The sequence below is a fragment of the Microbispora siamensis genome (genome assembly GCF_016863095.1).
GTDB lineage: Bacteria > Actinomycetota > Actinomycetes > Streptosporangiales > Streptosporangiaceae > Microbispora > Microbispora siamensis.
Genome location: NZ_BOOF01000006.1, coordinates 63,135 through 82,021, shown reverse-complemented (window position 1 = coordinate 82,021; position 18,887 = coordinate 63,135). Strand labels below are relative to the sequence as shown.

The window sequence follows — 18,887 nt, the reverse complement described above, 5'->3', positions numbered from 1 at the left end:
CGCCGCAGCACTCGCGTCCCGGAGCGACGGCTGGACACTACTCTGCTGCGTCGCGTCCGGCGGGCCGCCGCGCACCACGCCGGTTCCGCCCGTCCCGGTGGCCGGCGGTGACGGAGCGGCGCCCGCCCGTCCCCGCTCAGCACCTGAGGGCGCTATGCGGCGGGGGCCAGGAGCGTGCCGGGGACGCCCACCACGCCGGGGTCGTCCTGCGGACTCGTTCGGCCGGTGTCGCCCGTGGCAGGACGGGCGCCGTCCGTGCGACCGCCGTCACGAGCGCTGTCACGAGCGCTGTCACGAGCGCCGTCACGACCGCCGTCGCGATCGTCGTCGCGTCCCCCGGGACGGGTGGTGCGTCCAAGGCGCTTGTCGTGCCCGTCGCGGCCGGGGACCGGGCCACCGGACTGCGGACGGCCGGGCTGGGAGGCCCCGGACTGCGGCCGGCCGGGCCGGTGGTCCTGGACCGGTGACGGGCTCGCGCCGGGGCCGCCGGGGTCGCCGGGCCGTGCCGGTGGACGGCCGGGCCGGTCCTGGGCGGGGGAGGGGCTCGCGCCGCCGGGCCGTTCCGGCCCGCCGGGCGCACCCGGCCGGTCCGGGGACGCGGTGTCACCCGGCCTGCCGGTCCTGCCGGGCCGCCAGGGGTGCGGCGACCGTCCCGGACCGGGGGCCCAGGGGCCGCCTCTCCGCGCCCCTTCGCCGTTCGGCCTGTCCCACGGACCCGGATAACCCGGGCGGCCCATCGGGCCCTGACCCATCGGACCCTGCCCCATCGGACCGTGCCCGATCGGATCCTGGCCCATCGGGCCCCGCCCCGTCGGACCCTGACCCCACGGACCCTGACCCGCCGGATCCTGGCCCGCGGGGCTCGCGGCGGGGGACGGCCACACGGGGGCGGACGGGCTCAGGCCGGTCCATCCCGGACCGGTCTCGCCGTCGCGCGGGTCCGTGCCCCGCTCCCAGCCGGAGTCGGGCCGGGCCGGCAGGCCGGTGGCGACGGCCGTACCCGCAGGGGTCGGCTCGACCGGGTAGTCCGGCGTGTACGCGGGAGTGGGGTTCATCGGATAAGCGGACGCGACGGGGTCGGCGAGCCGGGTGCCGCCACCGAAGTGCTTGGCCTGCAGGCCGCAGGAGACGAAGTCGGAGTAGAACATGCGCAGCCAGTCGTGCCGCTGCTCGTCGCTCAGTTCGGAGAACCAGAAGGCCGCCTGGTGGTGCTCGCGCAACGGTCCGCTGGGCAGCGAGACATCCCGCAGCCAGGCGACGACGATGGCCCGGTAACCCGCGGCCACGGTTCCCGGGCAGGGGCGGGCCAGGCGGCCGAGGAACTCGGCGGCCGCCCGCTGGGCGTACCCCGGCCCGAGGTCGTCGATGTGTACGACGACCATTCCCGGCGCCACGGAGTCCTCCTCGCCGTACGCCCGTTGCTCGACCCTGTTGAAGGCGGCCGGCGTGCCGGCCAGCTTCATGGCGAGCCTGGTGAACACGATGGCGAGCTCGGCCAGGCCCCCGCGCAGCGCCGGATGCACGCAGACGCTGATCGGCCACTCCTGGCAGACGAGGCGTTCGCTCACCGGCATCGTCCGCGGCACGGTGACGAGCCGGGCCGCGCCGGTCCCGGCGGCCAGCACGGCGATCACCGCGGCGGCCAGCGCCAGCGTGCGCCGGGTCACCAGGGCCACCCATCCGAGGAGCAGCGCGGTGCTGAGGCCCAGCAGCCACAGCGTCTGGTCCGCGTAGGCGGTCTCGCTGACGCCGGAGAGCAGGTCGTACGGCTCGCCGGTGGCGGGCGCGAGCCGGTCGGCCCAGTTGGGCCCGGTGGCCAGCCAGGTGAACAGCCCGAACGTGCCGGCTCCCGCGATCAGCGGGACGACGACGACCGGCACGAGCCAGCCCAGAATCCAGCCGATCACGACGTACAGCCCCAGCCCGGCGACGGACATCGCGAGACCGCCGGGCAGCAGCGGCCCGCCCTGCCCGGTCACCGCGGCGCGCAGCCCGAGCAGCAGCACGGTGGCCCCGAAGGAGCCGGTGACGACCGCGATGATCGACAACGGCGCCTTGACGGCCCGCCACGGCGTCAGGACACGGCCCTTCTCGGCGCGGCGCCTGCGGAACGCGACCCAGGCCGCGAACGCGGCTCCGAGCGGCCCCGTCAGGCGCAGCGAGCCGATGACGGCCGCCACTATGTCGTCCCAGTCCATGAAACCGGGAATGAGGACGCTCCACGCGGCGACGAGCGCGAGCACGAACAGCACGGTCGCCGCGACCAGCGCGCCGTGTCTCAGCTCACCGCGTGAACCGCCCCTATGCTCACCCACAGCAGGGCGCGGCCCCCGGCCACGCCGCCGAAGTCCGGCGCGCATGCGGCGCCGGGACAGCGATGCTGTCCATTGAGAATCTCCCCCGTGTCTGTGTGAGCGGTGCGCGAACCCACGCCGTTCCCCGTGGCGCTGGTTCGCCGGCCGGCCTCGCCTCGCCCGCCGTCGGACGCGTCCCCCGCGGACCCCCGTCCGCGAGACGTCCTCTAGCAGACGGGGTTCCCCGTGCCGCCGGGTTTGCCGCCGCCTCACCTTTCGACGTGGCAACCATAACGGAGCGTGACCCGTACGGGGGGAGTTCTGGGGTCAAGGAATGAATCCGGTTACGCTCGGTGCGCCGATCGATCTTGTCGGGCGTCGCGCTACCGTATATCGCTGTGTCCGTTCCGCCCAGCTCAGAGCCGCCGCCCACGGGTGGCCCCCGGCCGCTCAAGCTCCCGTTCGATCCGATCGAGCGGGCGGCCGAGACCTGGCGTTCGACGTTCGGGCCGTCGTCCGCCATGGCCGCCGTGACTTCGATCATGAGAGCCCATCAGATCCTGCTGGCGCAACTGGACACGCTGCTCAAGCCGTACGACCTGACCTTCGCCAGGTATGAGGCGCTCGTGCTGCTCACGTTCAGCCGGGCCGGGTCGCTGCCGCTGTCGAAGATCGGTGAGCGGCTGATGGTGCACCCGACGAGCGTGACCAACACCGTGGACCGCCTCGAACGGGCCGGTCTGGTCCGCCGCATGCGCAACCCGCGCGACGGCCGCGGCGTGCTCGCCGAGATCACCGACGAGGGCCGGGACATCGTGCGGCGGGCCACGGCCGACCTGATGAACGCGGGTTTCTGCATGGGCATGTACGACGAGGCCGAGCTGGACGAGATGTTCGGCCTGCTCAGGACCCTGCGCGTCGCCGCGGGCGACTTCAGTTCCTGACGGGGCCCGAGAATCAGACGCGGGCCAGCATCGCGAACGAGCCCCGGGCGAGGGCCAGCAGTTCGGGCGCGGCCGTGGTCTCGTCCAGTGGGGTGCGGGGGTCGCTGGTGAGCACGGTCACCACGTACGTCCTGCCCCCGGCGTCACGGGCGAGGAAGCCCATGGCGAGCACACCGGGCTCGGAGCCGCCCTTGTACCAGACGGTGGGCCATGCCTTCGGGTCGAGCCCCAGCCCGGCGTCGTTGGCCGACATGACCTCGCTGAGGGGTGGCGTGTTCAGCGCCGACAGGCCCGAGAAGGCGCGGCAGACGTCCTCCGGTGAGGCGAACCACTCCAGCCTGTCGAGGTCCCTGGGCTTGCTCCACGGCTCCACCTCGGTCAGGGGCGTACGCGCGACGGTGGCGGACAGATAGCGGGACCGTCCGGAGCGGTCGAGCGACAGGTACTTCTTCGCGAGGCGGGGGTAGTCCGCGCCCTTGAGAAGGAAGAGCTCCCTGGTCGTGAGGAACGGCCGGTTCAGCGCCGCGTGACCGGACCACCGCCCCATCTGCGCCTCCACGCGGGCGCGGCCGACCTTGTCGATCAGCAGGTCTGCGCCCGTGTTGTCGCTGATCGAGATCATCAGCTTGGCCGCCTCCCGTACGGAGACCGTGCTGTTGTCCGGACGGTCCTGGAGCGTGCCGCTGGGCAGGCTCTTCAGCTCGGGCCGGATGGTCAGGGACGTGTCCCAGGAGAGCCGGCCCTTCTTGACCTGCTCGGCCGTCGCGCCCAGCACATACAGCTTGAACATCGAACCGAGCGGCCGTGGGGTGGTGGGCGCGACGGCGTGCACGGGACGGCATCTGCCGTCTCCGCGCACCTCGGCCGCCAGGAACCCCACCCGGGGGGCGAGCGCACGCAGGCGCTTGTCCAGCTCGGCCCAGCTCCGCGGCGCCTCGCGCTGCTCCAGGCCGAACAGGAGGGTGTCGATCCTCCCGTCGCCGTCGACGGACATGGAGAGCTGGAGACGTCCCTGGGCGGTCGTGACCACTCCGGAGAGGGCGGTGGGCGTGACCTGGGTCAGCGACTCGAGCCGCAGACCGCCCAGGCTTTTCAGGGCCTCGTTGAGCTGAGCCGGGGGGACCTGCGTGAGGAAGCCGGTGCTGAAGTGCGCCCTGATCTGGTCCTCGGGAATCGGGAGGGCGGCGGCCGCCGCCAGGAGCCAGCGAAGCTGCTCGCCCACCGGTGAGTTCGGAATGTCCGGTGTGGCTGCGGGGGTGGGCGCCGCGAGCGTCGCACCGGCGCTGACGGCGGCGGGAGCCGCGGCGGCGGGGGCGGCGGTGGTCGCCGCCGCGAGCGCGAGTGCCGCGCTCATGAGGGGAATCGTCCTGCTGCGCATCGACCTCGGCGCGATCGGCACGAGAAAGCTCCTTCGCGGTAGGGGAATCCGGCGCCCGGGTGCGGGGCCGTCGGCGGTTCGCCGCGGCGGTGGGCGTCCACGTGATCTCACGCTAAAGAGCACTGCGCGGTCCCGGTATCCGGCGGGCCCCCGGCCTGCGGGCTGCGGGGAGCCGCACCGAATATGAGGACAACCTCATAGACGGTGGACACGCGCGCCCGTCAGGATGCCTGCCATGAAGTCCACGGCAGCGACCCGGCCGCTCGCGGCGGGCATGGCCGCCGTCGCCGCCGCCGGGATCGTCGCCGGCGCGCTGCTCGAGACGGGGCTGCCGGCCCCCGCCTCGCAGTGGGCGTTCATGATGATCGCCCTGCTCCCGCCCGCCCTCGGCTGGTTGATCGCGGCCCGGCGGCCGGACAACGCCTACGGCTGGCTGCTGCTGGCGGCCGCGGACTGTCTCGGGCTGGGCGGACTCGGTATCGGCCTGCTGGTCCGGCTCGGTCCGGATCCGTACTGGCCGATCGTCGTCGGCGCCGTGCTGAGCTCGGCGATCCCGGTCTTCTACGGCCTGTCGTGGGTCTTCGTGCCGCTCCTGTTCCCCGACGGGAGGCTGCCGTCACGGCGCTGGCGCGTCGTCGCGGTCGCGGGGGTCGCGGCGATCGTCGCGCACTGGCTGGGCGTGCTGTTCATGCCCGGCGCCTATCCGGACGAGGTCGTGCACGCGAACCCTCTCGGGCTGCGGGGACCGCTCGGCCTCGTCGCCGTCCTGCTGGCGTCGGCCGGCCAGCTGGCCGCCTTCCTGCTGGCGCTGGTGGTGCTGAGCGGCCTCCTCATCCGCCTGTGGCGGGGCGATCCGGCGGAGCGGGGCCGGCTCGGCTGGATGGTGGCGGGCCTGCTGGCCAACCTCGGCGCCTTCGTAGTGGTCATGGTCGCGGGAACGTCGGAACCGTACGGCGCCGCCGACGTCGTCGGGGTGCTTGGCGTGGTGGGGGCGCTGCCGGCCGCCATCGGCGCCGCCGTGCTGCGGCACGACCTGCTCGACATCCGGGTCGGCGTCAGGGGCTCGCGTCTGTACCTCGTGTTCGACGTCCGCCCGACGGTCGACGAACTGCTGTCCCGCCTCGGACCGGATCTGGAGGAGGCCGAGCCGGTCGAGCAGCTCGGCCGGCTGGCGGAGGCGGTGCGGGCGGGACTGGACGTCCGCTGGGCCGCCGTCGAGCTCGCGGACGGCACCCGCGTCGTGGCGGGGGAGGAGCGGGGCGACGCCGTGCTCACCGTCCCGGCCGGGCTGGGGCACATCAGTTGCGGGCCCAGAGCGGCCGGGCGGCTGACCCGCGACGACCGGCGGCTGCTCGCGGCCCTGGCCGTGCCGGTCGGGCTCGCGATCCGCAGCGCGGCGCTCGCCGCCCGGCTGGTGAACGCCCAGGAGGCCGAGCGGCGGCGGATCGAGCGCAACATCCACGACGGTGTGCAGCAGCAGCTCGTGGCGCTGATCGCGGGGCTGGAGCTGGCCCGAGCGACGGGCGGCGGGGCCGAGTCCCTGGCCCTGCTGCGGGAACAGGCCCGCCAGGCGCTGGCGGACCTGCGGGACCTCGCGGCCGGCATCCATCCCTCCGTGCTGAGCCAGGGCGGGCTGGTGGAGGCCGTCGAGGGGCGATGCTCGGGCCTGCCGGTCGCGACCACCGTGACGGCCGATCCGGCCCTGCGCACCCGCAGGTTCCCGGACGAGATCGAGGGAGCGATGTATTTCGTGGTCAGCGAGGCGATCGCCAACGCGCTCAAGCACGCGGGGGCGTCGCGGATCGAGGTGCGGCTCTGGCACGACGCCGGCAGGCTTCAGGCGTCCGTGATCGACGACGGGGCGGGATTCGACCCCCGGGAGGTGCCACGCCGTGGACTGGCCACGCTGGCCGACCGCATGGCGGCGCTCGGCGGAGGGCTGGAGACGACGGCCGGCCCCGGAGAGGGAACGCGGGTGCGCGCCTGGGTGACCGCCAATGACTGAAGGTCCCGTTACCGGGCTCGCCACAGGTCCCGCCACCGGGCCCGTTACCGGGCTCGCCGCCGGGCCCGCCGACAGGGAACCGCGCAGGCTGCGCGCCCTGGTCGCCGACGACCACTACCTCGTACGGGAGGGCACCCGGCAGTTGCTGGAGAGTTCGGGGGAGGTCGCGGTCGTCGGGGCGCTTGGGAGCGCGGCGGAACTGGTCGACGCGGCCAGACGGCTCAGCCCCGACGTGGTCGTCACCGACATCCGCATGCCGGGCGAGGGCTGGCGGCCGGGGTTCGAGGGGATCGACGCCGCCCACCGGATCCGCGCGGCCGATGCCCGCGTCGGCGTCGTCGTGCTGTCGCAGTTCGCCGACTCGATCTACGCCTTCGAGCTGTTCAGGGGCGGCACCGAGGGTCTCGCGTACCTGCTGAAGGACCGGGTGGGGGATCTCGACGAACTGCTCGGCGCGATCCGCTCGGTCGCCGCGGGCGGCTCGGTCATCGATCCCAAGGTGGTGGAGGGGCTGCTGGCGCGCCGCGCCGTACGGGGAGAGCGGGAGGCGTTCACGCCCCGGGAGCGTGACGTGCTGCGTGAGATGGCGCGCGGCAGGTCCAACGGCGGCATCGCGCGGGCGCTGTCCCTGTCGATCTCCGCCGTCGAGAAGAACGTGAACTCGATCTTCCTGAAGCTGGGGCTGGAGGCCAGCCCGGACATCCACCGCCGGGTCGCCGCGGTCCTCGCCTATCTCGGCGGTTCCTGATCCGCGCCGCCCGGGCGGGCCGGTGACGCACCACCGCACGGGTGCGTCACCGGCCGGAGTAGGCGCACGTGCGCCTACTCCGGTGAGCTCAGGCGCACGGGTGCGCCATTCGGGGTCAGCTCGGGTCAGCTCAGCGGCCGACGGCGCGCAGGGCGTCGACGATGCCCCTGCCGTAGAAGCCGTTGTTGTCGGCGGTGCCCTCACAGATGTGCGTGGCGGTCGCCGTGGTGCCGTCCGGCAGATGGCGGGTGTAGGTGTAGGCGGGCGGGTTCGGGCAGGCCGTCCTGGTGGCCGTGCCCTTGAGGATCGCCTCCACCTTGTCCGGGTCCATCGTGAGGCCGCCGCGGGCGCGGTCGCGCTGGCCGTACCGGCTGACGATCAGCGCCGCGACCCCGGCCGCGCGCGGCGAGGCCATCGAGGTGCCCTGCAGGTACTGGTAGTAGGCGCAGACCGAGCCCTTGCAGTCCTTCACCACATACGGCACCGTCGGGTCGCCGTTCTCGTCGATCTCGCCGTTGGCGACGGCGAGCGCCTTGGGATAGGCCGAGAGCGTGGCCTTGGTGATGTCCCTCGTGTTGCCGGGGGTGTCGTAGACGTCGCCACCGGGCGAGGCCACGTCGATGTAGCCGTTGCCGTAGCTCGAGTAGTAGGCCTTCCGCTTGCTGACCCCGGTCGAGGAGACCGCGATCACGTGCTCGGACTCGTTCGGCAGCGAGACGCAGGACGGGGGAATGGTCCGGGTCCGCTCCGTCTGCTGGCCGGGGAAGGTGGCGTAGTCGGGGCTGCCGCTGTCGACGTTCGTCTTCGTGTAGTCGATCGCCTCGTTGCCCGCCGCGCTGACGAGCGTCACGCCGCGCGCGTGGGCGTAGTCGACCGCCCGCTGGGTGGCGGCGATGTACAGCCGCTGCTGGGCCTGCTCCTCAGGGCTGTCGGCCGGGTTGTCGGCGCAGTTGAACAGCCACGGGTCGATGTAGTAGCTCATGTTGACCACGTCGACGCCGATGTCGCCCGCGTAGGTGAGGGCGTCGACGGTGGGCTGGAGGAAGAAGTAGCCCGAGTCCTGGCCGGCCCGCAGGTTCACGATCGTCACCTTCGGCGCGACGCCCGAGATGCCCAGCTTGTTGATGGGCGCGGCGATCGACGAGGCGACGTGGGTGCCGTGGCCGTCCTCGTCCACGTCGTTCGGGTCGGTGCAGGAGCCGTCGGGGTCCTCCTCGCACGGCCCGTCGATCACGGTGCCGTTGGCGTCGGCGGGCAGGTCGACGGTGAAATTACGGCTCAGCCTCCGGTCGAAGTTCGGCGCGATGTCGGGGTGCGAGCCGTCGACGCCGGTGTCGAGGATGCCGACGAGGACGCCCTTGTCCCCCTGCTCGAACCTGTGCGCCTGGTCCGCGTGGATCTGCTTCATGTCCCACTGGAGGTCGGCGAGCGGCTCGTCCTTGACGTTGCGACCCCACTTGGGGCCCGTGGCGCCGCCCCGGCCCTCCTTCTCCACGGCCTTGCTCTTGGCCGCCTTCTCCACGGCCTTCTTCACGGCGGCGGACGCCTTCGCGTCGTCCGGCGCGCTGCCGATCACGCGGTTGCGGGCGACCCCTTCGATGACGGCGGCGCCCTGCAGGGCGGCCGCGAAGTCGGGGTTCGTGGTGCTGACCGTGGCCAGCCCGACCTCGGCGTTCACCTTGATCACGCTGCCGCCCGCCGCTTCGATCGCCTTCTGGGCGTCCGCCGCTGCCGCGCCTTCCTTGTACAGAACCACGTATTCGGTCTGGGCCGCCGACCCGGCGGCCGCCGGTACGGCCTGCGCGGGTGTGGCCAGGGTTGCCGCCACCATCGCCGCGGTCGCGGCGACGACTGTCAAGCGCTTCACATCCACCTCCGTGTGGACTTCAAGGGCGCTGACCATGTTTGGAGATTTCCTGGCTCTGTCAAAGGTCCGTGACAATTCGCGACCAACGTGTGACATGACTGCCGGGGAGGCGATGGGTCAGCCGGGGGAGCGCTGTGGCCGAATTTAGTAGGACGTCCTAGTATTTTCTCGGAGAGTGAGACCCGGGGAGGGGTAGATGAAGCCGGATGCGACGAGCGCCGAGGCGATCGAGGCGGGCAGGGCCCGCTGGCAGGCGCGATACGACGCCGCCTTCAAACGGGACCGCGAGTTCCGGACCCTGTCGGGGCTGGAGGTGGACCCCGTCTACGGGCCGCCCGGTGATGATCCACGCTTCGAGCGCATCGGCTGGCCGGGGGAGTTCCCCTTCACGCGGGGCCTGTACGCGACCGGATACCGAGGCCGTCCCTGGACCATCCGGCAGTTCGCCGGGTTCGGCAACGCCAGGCAGACCAACGAGCGCTACAAGATGATCCTCGGCGCCGGCGGCGGCGGCCTGTCGGTGGCGTTCGACATGCCGACGCTGATGGGCCGCGACTCCGACGACCCCCGCTCGCTCGGCGAGGTGGGCCACTGTGGTGTGGCGATCGACTCGGCCCTCGACATGGACCTGCTGTTCGAGGGCATCCCGCTCGGCGAGGTCACCACGTCGATGACCATCAGCGGGCCCGCCGTACCGATCTTCTGCATGTACGTGGTCGCGGCCGAGCGGCAGGGCGTGCCGGTGGGGAAGCTCAACGGCACGCTCCAGACGGACATCTTCAAGGAGTACATCGCGCAGAAGGAGTGGCTGTTCGCACCCGAGCCGCACCTGCGGCTGATCGGCGACCTGATGGAGTTCTGCGCCGCCGAGATCCCCGCGTACAAGCCGCTGTCGGTGTCGGGCTACCACATCCGCGAGGCGGGGGCCACGGCCGCGCAGGAGCTGGCCTTCACGCTCGCGGACGGCTTCGGCTACGTCGAGCTGGGCCTGTCGCGTGGACTGGACGTGGACGTGTTCGCGCCGGGCCTGTCGTTCTTCTTCGACGCGCACATCGACTTCTTCGAGGAGATCGCGAAGTTCCGCGCCGCGCGGCGCATCTGGGCCCGCTGGATGCGCGACGTGTACGGCGCGCGCACCGAGAAGGCGCAGTGGCTGCGCTTCCACACCCAGACGGCGGGGGTGTCGCTGACCGCGCAGCAGCCGGACAACAACGTCGTCCGCACCGCCATCGAGGCGCTGGCGGCCGTGCTCGGCGGCACCAACTCGCTGCACACCAACGCGCTGGACGAGGTGCTCGCGCTGCCGTCGGAGAAGGCCGCCGAGATCGCACTGCGCACCCAGCAGGTGATCATGGAGGAGACGGAGGTCGTCAATGTCGTCGACCCGCTGGGCGGCTCCTGGTACGTCGAGGCGCTGACCGACCGGCTGGAGGCCGAGGCGGAGAAGATCTTCGCGAGGATCCGGGAGATGGGCGGCGACGGCACGATGACCGCCGGCATCCTGCGGGGCATCGAGGACGGCTGGTTCATGTCGGAGATCGCCGAGTCGGCCTTCGACTACCAGCGCAAGCTGGAGAAGGGCGACAAGCGGATCGTCGGCGTGAACTGCCACACCGCGACCGTGGAGCAGCCGCTGGAGATCCTGCGGATCAGCCACGAGGTCGAGGTGGAGCAGCGCAGGGTGCTGGCCGAGCGGCGCGCCGCGCGGGATCAGGCGGCCGTCGACGCGGCGCTGGCCGCCCTGCGGGCCGCGTCCAAGGGCGACGACAACATGATCCCGCCCATGCTGGAGGCCGTACGGGCCGAGGCCACGCTGGGCGAGATCTGCGACGTCCTGCGCGAGGAGTGGGGCACCTACGCCGAACCCGCCGCCTTCTGACGCGGACGTTCCCGGGACGGCCTGCGCCCTGACGTCCCGGGAACAGGCTCCGGCCGGACCGCCGCCGAAGCCCCGGCGCGCTGCCGGGGCTCAGTCGGCGGCCGGAAAGCGATCACGACATGAAGTGGTTGAAGGCCCGGCCGTCGAGCTTCCAGCCGGGCTCGTTGTTGACGATGCTGATCATGTGCGACTCCACGGCCAGGCGCCACTTGCCGTTGTTGCTCAGACGCCAGACCTTGGTCGTGCCGCCGGCGCAGCCGTCCTCGGCCGCGTATCCGAGGATGCCGTCGTTCACGAACTTGCCTGATCCGACCAGCTGGTCGCGCTCCTGGGGCGAGACAGTGACCAGGTAGGACGACTTGACCGTGTAGCGGAGCCGCCACATGGGCTTGCCGCCGGGGAAGGCCGTACGGGAGATGGAGTACAGCGGCGTCTGGGTCACCCGCATGCCGTGCTTGGCGACGGCCTGCTCCATCTCCGCCTGGTCGGCTGTGTAGAAGAAGCCCTGGTCGCCCTTGGTCGTCAGTTCGTAGAGGTGGACCTTCTGGATAGACGTGCTCGATGCGGCCGCCGTCGCCGACGACGGGGCGGCCGAGGCAGGGACGGCGACGGCGGCCGACGCCGAGGCGGCGAGGGCCAGCGCGAGACCGAACGCGGCGGTGCGCCCGCCGAGCCGAGTAGACATGTGCGTCCTTTCCCGAGATTTCAACGCTCGGTCAGCTTGGGCCGTTTGCGGCCGCGTCCTCTGCCATTTCAACGAACGTGCAAGCGACGTCCCCGGTCGTTTCGCGAATAATTGAAGCTTCAGAACGGTTCCGGTCGGCTTGGCTATGGTGTGCCTTTACCTAGTGAGACAAGGCCTCGGGGGAAAGGTGCGACGCGCGGAGACGTGGAGCGAGTTGCGGCTGTGCCCCAGCCCGGAGGTTTCGGTCGCGGTCTCGCCGCAGGTGTCGGTGCTGTCGCTGCTCGTGGACGCGGTGGCCGCGCGGCGGCGGGGACTGCCGGAGCGGTGGCGGCGCAGGATCCGGGAGTCCGTCGGGGCCGAGGGCCGGCAGGCGTGCCGCCCGCTCGGCGCGCCCGGCCACTCCGTGGCGCCGGACACGATCGTGCCGCTGCCGCCGGTCGCGGACGCCTCCGTGGAGTCCCAGATCGCCTGGCTGCTCGACATGCGGCCGGATGCGCTGCTCGACGACATGGAGCAGGCGTACGGGCCGGAGCGCGTGCCCGAGCACTGGCGGGGGGCCGCCGAGCGGCCGCGTCGGTGGCTGAACGGGTACGCGAGCGCCGTCTCCGACGTCTGGTCCGCGATCAGGCCTCTGTGGGAGCGAGCGCAGCCGCTGCTCGACCGGGAGGTCGAGCGGGTCGGTACGGCGGTGGTGCGCGGCGCGCTCGACGCGCTCCTCGGCACGCTCAGCGAGCGCATCAGGTACGCCGAAGGCAGCCTGCTTATGAGCGACCAGGAGCCCGCGCGGTACGACCTCGGCCGTCGCAGGCTGGTGCTCGTGCCCATGGTCTCCGGGCCCGACGCCACGATCCTCAACCTCGACCTGCCCGACTACGTCTGGATCGCCTACCCGCTCCCGCGGGCGGACGCCCTGTGGCTCGGGGCCGATCCCGCGCGCCGAGGGACCGACGAGCTGGCCTCCATGCTCGGGCCGGCGCGAGCCGGCCTGCTGTCGTCGCTGGTCCGGCCTGCGACCATGGGTCAACTCGCCACGCTGGCCGGTACGGTCCCGAGCGCCATCACCTACCACTGCGACCGTCTGGAGGCGGCCGGGCTGATCTGCAGGGAGCGCAGAGGGCGCGAGGTGTGGATCCTGCGCACCCGCCGTGGCCACGAGATCATCGACCTTTTCTCCCGCTGACGGCCATGCTCGTGTGATCCGCCTAGAGCCCGGACAGGGCGGCGACGCGGTCGAGGAGGGCTTCGAGGGTCTTGTCGTCGGTGGCCGGGGCCATGACCGTCACCCGCAGGTGGCGGACGCCCCCGAGCTCGGCCGAGGTCAGGTGGAAGGAGCCCTCCTCCAGGAGGGTCTCGCGAATCGCGGCCTGGTCGCCGTTGCCGTACCGGAAGCAGACGATGTTGCTCTCCGGCTCGTACGGGCAGTGGAAGCCGGGCCGCTCGCGGGCCAGTTCCCAGAAGCGGTGGGCGGTGGCGTACCGCCGCGCCACGTGCTCGCCGAGGCCGTGCTCACCCCGCCAGGCCAGGTTGAGGAAGACCTTCAGCCCGAGCGCGGCCTTGGTGCACTCCACGGTCCTGCCGATCAGGTCGAACCCCTGGTCGCCGTAGAACAGGTAGCTGGCCCGCTGCTGGAACGCGGCGTCCAGGTCGCCCTCGCGCCGGACGAGCACGGCCGCCGCGAGGCCCGAGGTGCGCAGCATCTTGTGCGCGTCCCAGATGACGGAATCGGCCAGCTCGACGCCGTCGAGCAGGTGCCGATGCGCCTCGCTGAGCAGCGCCGAGGCTCCGTGCGCGCCGTCCACGTGGAACCACAGGCCGTGCTCGGCGCAGAACTCGCCGATGGGCCGAAGATCGTCGTACAGGCCGGTGCCGGTGGCGCAGGCGGCCGCGACCAGGGCCATTGGCCGGCGGCCGGCCCGCCGCGCCCGGTCGAGCCCCTCGGGCAGCCGGGCCACGTCGATCCTGCCCAGGTCGTCCACGTCGAGCGGCACGACCGCGCGCTCGCCGAGGCCGAGGATCGCCGCCGCCCGGGTGATCGAGTAGTGCGCCGACGGCGGCGCGAGGAGGGCGAGATCGCCGGGCACGCCCTCGGTCCACGCGTCCGGCGCGGCGGCGGCCCGCGCGGCGAGCAGCGCGGTCAGGTTGGCCAGCGACCCGCCGTGGGTGAGCACGCCGCCGCCCTCGGGGAAGCCGACCTTGCCGAGCATCCAGCGCAGCACCTCGAACTCGACCGTCGCCGCCGCGGCCCCCATCTCGTAGATCGCCATGGGGTTGTTGATCGCGCCGTGGACGAAGTCGGCCAGCGCGGCGGGGAAGTCCGGCGCGGCCGTCTGGTGGCCGAGGTAGGCCGGGTGGTGCAGTCGGGTGCCCTCCGCGAGATAGGCGTCCAGCCACTCCCGGTAGATCTCCGGGGTCATGCCGCCCTCCCGGATCCAGCGGGCGAGCCCGAGCCGTCCGGCCAGCTCCCCGGGCGGCCTGCGGCGCAGCACCGGCGCCGCCCCGTCCTGGCTCTCCCGCACGTACGCGGCGAGGCCCCGCACGGTCACCTCGGCGGCGTTGACGAAGTCGTCGATGTCCCAGGCGTGATTCGGGGTCATGCCGGGATGATGGCCGTATCGGACGTCCATCCGCCACATACGCCGAATCAACCAAGGAAAGAGGCCGTGAGCGCCGAACTGGATTCGACCGACAGGAAGATCCTGGAGCTGTTGCAGAAGGACGCACGGCTGCCCAACAAGGACCTCGCCGAGCGGGTCGGCGTCGCCCCCTCCACCGCTCTCGAACGCGTACGGTCGCTGCGCCGGCGCGGCCTGATCACGGCCTTCCGCGCGGAGGTCGACACCCAGGCGCTCGGACGGCCGCTGGAGGCGCTGCTGGCGCTGCGCGTGCGGCCCCACACGAGCCAGCTCGTGGACCCGCTGCGGGCGTTCGTGCTCGGGCTCCCGGAGACGATCGCGCTGTTCCACGTGGCCGGTCCGCAGGACTTCCTGGTGCACGTCGCGGTGCCCGACGCCGATCACCTGCACCGCCTGATCCTCGAACGCATCCTGGTCCGCCCGGAGATCGTCCATCTCGAGACGACGCTGATCTTCCGTACCGAACGCAGGACCGTCCAGGGCCCGGTCGGCTGAAGATCAGCCCCCGGGCTCAGACGCCCACGGTCCCGTCGACGCCCTCGCGCAGGAAGTCGGCGTGGCCGTTGTGCCGGGCGTACTCGTGGATCATGTGCAGCATCACCAGCCGCAGCGAGACCTCCTCGCCCCACCGCGGCTGGTAGGCGGTGACGTCGAGCGACTCCGCCGCGCGCTCGATCCTGCGGGAGTGCTCGACCTCCGCCTGCCACGCGGCGAACGCCTCCGCGCCGGTGGACCCGCTCGGGTCGTACGCCGCCTGGTAGTCGCCCTCCTCCGACCAGACGAGCGGCACGTCCTCCTTGTTGATCACACGGCGGAACCACGCGCGCTCGACCTCGGCCATGTGCCTGACCAGGCCGAGCAGCGTGAGCGTCGACGGCGGCATCGACCTGCGGCGCAGCTCCTCGTCCGACAGGCCGTCGCACTTCAGCGCGAGCGTGGCCCGGTGGTAGTCGAGGAACGCCCGCAGCATCTCGCGCTCACCGGCGACGGTCGGCGGGCCGATGCGTTCCACTGCCATGTCCTGCTCCCTCCATATGGCGATTTGTGCGTCGTTCACCCTACGGCGGGCGCCGGCCCGTCCCGATCGCCGGAGGAAGGGGGCGGGGATCGCACGGATCACGCGGGCGGGTACGGCAGGATTGGGGGTATGGCAGCGGAGTTCTCTCGACCTGGATCGCTCTACGGCGCCGTGGACCTCGGCGCGCGCAAGCAGGCACTCGAGGCCCAGGCGCGGCGTGAGGCCGCCGGGCCGTCCGGAGCCGCCTCGGCGGACGTCATCGAGGTGACCTCGGCCACCTTCAATGCCGACGTGGTGGAGCGCTCCCTGAGCGTTCCCGTGATCGTCGAGGCGACGGTGAGCAGGGCCGAACAGGTCCGGCAGTTCAGCGGTGTGATGGAGAAGCTGGCCGCGGAGGCGGCGGGCGCGTGGGTGCTGGCCAGGGTGGACGTGGAGGCCGACCCGCAGCTCGCCCAGGCGCTGCGGATGCGCGCGGTGCCCACCGTCTACCTGGCCTTCCAGGGGCAGCTCATGCCCCTGTTCGAGGGGCCGCTGCCGGAGGCGCAGCTCCGGCAGGCGTTGGCGCAGGTGTTCGAGCAGCTCGGCGTGGAGCTGGCCGCGCCGGGCGAGGGGCAGCCCGCCGAGCCGATGGTCGACCCCGAGCTTCTGGCGGCCGAGCAGGCCGTGGAGAAGGGCGACCTGGACGCCGCGGCCGCGGCGTACGAGCGCCTGCTGGCGAGGTCGCCGTCGGACGAGGGCGCGAAGATCGGCCTCGCGGGGGTCGGGCTGCTGCGGCGCACGCAGGACCTCGACCCGGCCGACGTGCTGCGCCGGGCCGCCGAGAACGCCGACGACGTGGACGTGCAGACCCAGGCCGCCGACCTGGAGATGGTGAACGGCCAGGTGGACGAGGCGTTCGACCGGCTCGTCGCGCTCGTGCGGCGCACCCGGGGCGCCGACAGGGACAAGGCGCGGGTCCACCTGCTGGGGCTGTTCGACGCCCTGCCCGCCGACGACCCGTCGGTGTCGCGGGCGCGCAGGGCGCTGGCCAGCGCGCTTTTCTGACCCGTTCCCGCCCGCGCCCGCCTCGTCCCCGCGGCACGGCGGCGCGCGGGCCGGGCACGGCGCGTGGCGGAAACAGCACGGGCACGGGCTGAAACACCCCGCCGGGGATGGCACGATGGATAGCACCCATGAGCCGTCCAGCCGGATGCGCGAGCGTGGCCGCCACGCGGAGGCCGCGCCCCACTGGAGCAGCCGGGAGAGCACGGCCAGGCAACACCCCGCAAAGGAGCGGATAGACGTGGCCACCGTGCCCAGCGTGTCCTACTCGATCACCGTGCGCCTCGAGGTGCCCGCAGGGGGCAAGGCGGTCAGCCTGCTCACCCACGCGGTGGAGAACGCGGGCGGCGTGGTGACCGCCCTCGACGTGACCAACGCCGGTCACGAGAAGCTCCGCATCGACGTGACGTGCGCGGCCAAGGACGCCGACCATGTGCAGGCGATCGTCGACAGCCTCGGCGCGGTCGAGGGCGTCGCGATCCACAAGGTCTCCGACCGGACCTTCCTCATGCACCTCGGCGGCAAGATCGAGATGCAGTCGAAGGTCCCCCTGCGCAACCGTGACGAGCTGTCGATGGCGTACACGCCTGGCGTGGCGCGGGTCAGCCTGGCGATCGCGCGCAACCCCGAGGACGCCCGCCGCCTCACGATCAAGCGGAACTCGGTCGCCGTCGTCACCGACGGCTCGGCCGTCCTCGGCCTCGGCAACATCGGCCCCGCCGCCGCGCTGCCGGTGATGGAGGGCAAGGCCGCCCTGTTCAAGCGGTTCGCCGGCATCGACGCCTGGCCCATCTGCCTCGACACCCAGGACGTGGACGAGATCGTCGCTACCGTACGGGCCATCGCGCCCGGCTTCGGCGGCATCAACCTGGAGGACATCTCGGCGCCGCGCTGCTTCGAGGTGGAGCGGCGGCTGCGTGAGCTGCTCGACATCCCGGTCTTCCACGACGACCAGCACGGCACCGCCATCTGCGTGCTCGCCGCCCTGACCAACGCGCTGAAGGTCGTCGGCAAGGAGCTTTCCGAGGTGCGGATCGCGATGGCCGGCGCGGGCGCGGCCGGCACCGCCGTCCTGCGCCTGCTGCTGGCGGCCGGGGCGCGGAACGTCGTGGTCTGCGACTACCGCGGGGCGGTGCACCTCGGCCGCGACGACCTCGACGACTCGCTGCGCTGGATCGCCGAGCACACCAACAGCGACGGGTACGGCGGGGACCTGCGCGGCGCGGTCAAGGGCGCCGACGTGTTCATCGGCGTCTCCGCGCCGGGGATCCTCACCGGGGACGACGTCGCCGCCATGGCGAAGGACGCGGTGGTCTTCGCGCTGGCCAACCCCGAGCCGGAGGTCTCCCCGGACGACGCCCGCGAGCACGCCGCGGTCGTGGCCACCGGCCGGTCGGACTACCCCAACCAGATCAACAACGTGCTGGCGTTCCCGGGCGTGTTCCGTGGCCTGCTCGACGCCCAGGCGGACGGCGTCACGCAGGAGATGCTCCTCGCGGCGGCCCGCGCGCTGGCCGCGGTCGTTTCGAGCGAGGAACTCGGCCCCAACTACATCATTCCCAGCGTCTTCCACCCCGACGTGGCCAACGCGGTGGCGGCGGCCGTACGGGAGTCCGCCGGCGGCAGGGCGCGCGGCTTCACCGAGGCCTAGTACGGTTCCCGGGCGGTGACGTCGCTGTCACGGTAAGTAATATGACGCGGCAAACCGGGGTCGGCGTACACGAATCCGCAATCCTCCCTCATGATGGGATGTATGGCGGAGGCGATCTACGTCGGCGGGTTGCTTGTAGCGACGCCACTGCTCGACGACCCCAACTTCCGGCGTAGCGTGGTGCTCGTCCTGGAGCACGACGAGGACGGCGGCACTTTGGGTGTGGTGCTCAACCGGCCCAGCGAGATCGCCGTGACCCAGGTCTTACCTTCCTGGGACGCCCTGGTCACGGGTCCTCCTGTGCTGTTCGAGGGCGGACCGGTGCAGACGGACAGCGCGCTCGCGCTCGCCGTCGTGCTCAGCGGCGAGGAGCCGCTGGGCTGGCGCCGGCTGCAGGGCAGGGCGGCGGTCTCGCGCCTCGGCACGGTGGACCTCGACGCGCCCCCGGAGATCCTGGCGGGGGAGATCTCCCAGATGCGGATCTTCGCGGGCTACGCGGGCTGGACGGCGGGACAGCTCGAGAACGAGCTCCAGGAGGGCGCCTGGTACGTCGTGGACTCCGAGCCGGGGGACACCTTCCACCCGAACCCGGCCACGCTGTGGCGCACCGTGCTGCGCAGGCAGAAGGGGGACCTCGCCCTGGTCGCCACCTTCCCCGACGACCCCCTGCTCAACTGATTCCCCCGGCACGCCCCGCACGGGCCGCGCGGTGACACGCGGAGGCCGGGCGCGGGAAGCGCGCCC

The 18,887-nt window shown here is 72.4% G+C and carries 15 protein-coding genes; 9 read left to right on the top strand and 6 right to left on the bottom strand.

Annotation, left to right across the window (positions count from 1 at the left end):
• Positions 1–152: 152 nt before the first annotated feature.
• The gene (locus Msi02_RS08875; protein ID WP_204047897.1) at positions 153–2,315 is read right to left on the bottom strand and encodes a hypothetical protein; all 2,163 of its coding nucleotides are present in this window, start codon (positions 2,313–2,315) and stop codon (positions 153–155) included.
• A 377-nt stretch (positions 2,316–2,692) separates the two neighbouring features.
• On the opposite strand from Msi02_RS08875, the gene Msi02_RS08870 reads away from it, so the two are divergent.
• Positions 2,693–3,238, top strand: coding sequence for a MarR family winged helix-turn-helix transcriptional regulator (locus tag Msi02_RS08870; protein ID WP_079315342.1), 546 nt, complete (start codon positions 2,693–2,695; stop codon positions 3,236–3,238).
• A gap of 13 nt (positions 3,239–3,251) precedes the next feature.
• Here Msi02_RS08870 and Msi02_RS08865 read toward each other — a convergent pair whose 3' ends face one another.
• Complete coding sequence (locus Msi02_RS08865; protein ID WP_204047896.1) at positions 3,252–4,637, bottom strand: serine hydrolase; 1,386 nt, start codon at positions 4,635–4,637, stop codon at positions 3,252–3,254.
• Positions 4,638–4,851: 214 nt separating this feature from the next.
• Here Msi02_RS08865 and Msi02_RS08860 point away from each other — a divergent pair, with 214 nt between their 5' ends.
• Both Msi02_RS08860 and Msi02_RS08855 read left to right on the top strand, forming a co-directional pair.
• Positions 4,852–6,621, top strand: a complete 1,770-nt coding sequence (locus Msi02_RS08860) for a sensor histidine kinase (RefSeq protein ID WP_204047895.1) — start codon at positions 4,852–4,854, stop codon at positions 6,619–6,621.
• Positions 6,614–7,369 (top strand): response regulator transcription factor, encoded by a 756-nt coding sequence (locus tag Msi02_RS08855; RefSeq protein ID WP_239108244.1) that lies wholly within the window; start codon positions 6,614–6,616, stop codon positions 7,367–7,369. Before Msi02_RS08860 ends, Msi02_RS08855 begins: the two co-directional genes overlap by 8 nt.
• A gap of 130 nt (positions 7,370–7,499) precedes the next feature.
• On the opposite strand, the gene Msi02_RS08850 is transcribed toward Msi02_RS08855, so the two are convergent.
• Complete coding sequence (locus tag Msi02_RS08850; RefSeq protein ID WP_239108243.1) at positions 7,500–9,236, bottom strand: S8 family serine peptidase; 1,737 nt, start codon at positions 9,234–9,236, stop codon at positions 7,500–7,502.
• A gap of 196 nt (positions 9,237–9,432) precedes the next feature.
• Here Msi02_RS08850 and icmA point away from each other — a divergent pair, with 196 nt between their 5' ends.
• Positions 9,433–11,115, top strand: a complete 1,683-nt coding sequence (gene icmA / locus Msi02_RS08845) for a coenzyme B12-dependent isobutyryl-CoA mutase large subunit (RefSeq protein WP_204047893.1) — start codon at positions 9,433–9,435, stop codon at positions 11,113–11,115.
• A gap of 112 nt (positions 11,116–11,227) precedes the next feature.
• On the opposite strand, the gene Msi02_RS08840 is transcribed toward icmA, so the two are convergent.
• Complete coding sequence (locus Msi02_RS08840) at positions 11,228–11,800, bottom strand: hypothetical protein (protein ID WP_204047892.1); 573 nt, start codon at positions 11,798–11,800, stop codon at positions 11,228–11,230.
• Positions 11,801–11,987: 187 nt separating this feature from the next.
• Between Msi02_RS08840 and Msi02_RS08835 the strand changes: the two genes are divergently transcribed.
• Positions 11,988–12,980, top strand: coding sequence for a helix-turn-helix domain-containing protein (locus tag Msi02_RS08835; protein ID WP_204047891.1), 993 nt, complete (start codon positions 11,988–11,990; stop codon positions 12,978–12,980).
• 22 nt (positions 12,981–13,002) lie between these two features.
• On the opposite strand, the gene Msi02_RS08830 is transcribed toward Msi02_RS08835, so the two are convergent.
• The gene (locus Msi02_RS08830) at positions 13,003–14,394 is read right to left on the bottom strand and encodes a pyridoxal phosphate-dependent decarboxylase family protein (RefSeq protein WP_204047890.1); all 1,392 of its coding nucleotides are present in this window, start codon (positions 14,392–14,394) and stop codon (positions 13,003–13,005) included.
• Between the two features lie 66 nt (positions 14,395–14,460).
• On the opposite strand from Msi02_RS08830, the gene Msi02_RS08825 reads away from it, so the two are divergent.
• Positions 14,461–14,928: an Lrp/AsnC family transcriptional regulator gene (locus Msi02_RS08825; protein ID WP_204047889.1), complete on the top strand. Its 468-nt coding sequence runs from the start codon at positions 14,461–14,463 to the stop codon at positions 14,926–14,928.
• Positions 14,929–14,944: 16 nt separating this feature from the next.
• Here the strand turns inward: Msi02_RS08825 and Msi02_RS08820 are convergent, their stop codons facing one another.
• A complete protein-coding gene (locus Msi02_RS08820) occupies positions 14,945–15,451 on the bottom strand; it encodes a DinB family protein (protein ID WP_204047888.1) in 507 nt (168 codons plus the stop codon).
• Between the two features lie 129 nt (positions 15,452–15,580).
• On the opposite strand from Msi02_RS08820, the gene Msi02_RS08815 reads away from it, so the two are divergent.
• The 3 genes from Msi02_RS08815 (at position 15,581) to Msi02_RS08805 (ending at position 18,821) form a co-directional block, all read left to right on the top strand.
• Positions 15,581–16,495, top strand: coding sequence for a tetratricopeptide repeat protein (locus tag Msi02_RS08815; RefSeq protein WP_079315332.1), 915 nt, complete (start codon positions 15,581–15,583; stop codon positions 16,493–16,495).
• 238 nt (positions 16,496–16,733) lie between these two features.
• On the top strand, positions 16,734–18,143 hold the full coding sequence (locus Msi02_RS08810; RefSeq protein ID WP_204047993.1) for an NAD-dependent malic enzyme: 1,410 nt from the start codon (positions 16,734–16,736) through the stop codon (positions 18,141–18,143).
• A gap of 102 nt (positions 18,144–18,245) precedes the next feature.
• Positions 18,246–18,821: a YqgE/AlgH family protein gene (locus Msi02_RS08805; protein ID WP_079315330.1), complete on the top strand. Its 576-nt coding sequence runs from the start codon at positions 18,246–18,248 to the stop codon at positions 18,819–18,821.
• Positions 18,822–18,887: the final 66 nt, after the last annotated feature.